The organism is Nocardia carnea (assembly GCF_029869215.1).
GTDB lineage: Bacteria > Actinomycetota > Actinomycetes > Mycobacteriales > Mycobacteriaceae > Nocardia > Nocardia carnea_B.
In genome coordinates this window covers 1-1,281 of the sequence record NZ_JARWPM010000218.1, presented here as the reverse complement: position 1 = coordinate 1,281, position 1,281 = coordinate 1, and the positions used below count along the sequence as shown (strand labels likewise).

Genomic DNA, 1,281 nt, shown 5'->3' with positions numbered 1-1,281 from the left:
GAGGATCTGCGACATGAACGGCAGCACCGGCATCTCACCGACCCCACCACCGGGCAGTTCGGCCAGCCGCTGTTCCTCCGCGTCCCCCACCTGCGCGATTTCGGCGAGCGCCGCGACCGTCCGATGCTCGAACACCTCCCGCGGGGTGAACGCGATACCGCGGGTGCGGGCCCGCGACACCAATTGGATCGACAGAATGCTGTCCCCGCCGAGCGCGAAGAACGAATCGTCGACGCCCACCCGTTCCACACCCAGCACCTCGGCGAACACCTCGGCCACGATCTGCTCGGCCGGAGTCGACGGCGCCCGGAACTCACGCGCTTCGAAAACCGGTGCCGGCAGAGCCTTACGGTCCAATTTGCCGCTGCTGTTCAGCGGTAGCGCATCGAGCAGCACCCACACATCGGGCACCATGTAGGAGGGCAGCCGGCCCGCCAGATCGGTACGCAGCGCATCGGTGTCGATCGCTGCACCGGTGGACGGCACGACATAACCCACCAGCTGATCGCCGGCCGGGGTATCGCCGCGCACCACCACGACGGCCTGGCCCACCTCGGGCAGGGCCGCCAGCGCCGACTCGATCTCGCCGAGCTCGATCCGCAGACCACGCAACTTCACCTGGAAGTCCGTGCGGCCCAGATACTCCAGCTCACCGGCGGCAGTCCAGCGCACCAAGTCACCCGTGCGATACATCCGCTCACCCGTGTCGTACGGATTCGCCACGAAACGATCCGCGCTCAGATCCGGACGCGCCACATAACCACGCGCCAACTGCACACCAGCCAGATACAACTCACCCGCAACACCCACCGGCACCGGCCGCAACCGGCCATCCAGCACATACACCCGCGTGTTGAACACCGGCGCACCGATCGGCACCGTGTTCTCATCCGCGTCGGTCACCTCGTGATAGGTCACGTCGACCGCGGCCTCGGTCGGACCGTACAAGTTGTGCACCGCCGCACCGGTAAGTTCCCGCAACCGCTGCGCCGGCTTCGGCGGCAATGCCTCACCCGAAGCGAAAACCATACGCAACGAACCACACGACAGGGCTCCACCCGCCGCAGCCGGTTCGGGCAGGGCACCGACGAACGCGCTCAACATCGACGGCACGAAATGCGCCACCGTCACGCCCTCGGTGTCGATGACCTCGGCCAGGTAGGCGGGGTCGCGATGACCGTCCGGTTTCGCCACCACCAACCGCGCACCGATCTGCAACGGCCAGAAGAACTCCCACACCGACACATCGAACGTCGACGGCGTCTTCTGCAGCACCACGTC

The 1,281-nt window shown here is 66.7% G+C and carries 1 protein-coding gene; it reads right to left on the bottom strand.

Going from position 1 to position 1,281, the window contains the following annotated elements; all coding sequences use genetic code 11:
- A partial coding sequence (locus tag QH276_RS15395; protein WP_280396491.1) for an AMP-binding protein occupies positions 1-1,281 on the bottom strand: 1,281 nt, incomplete at both ends.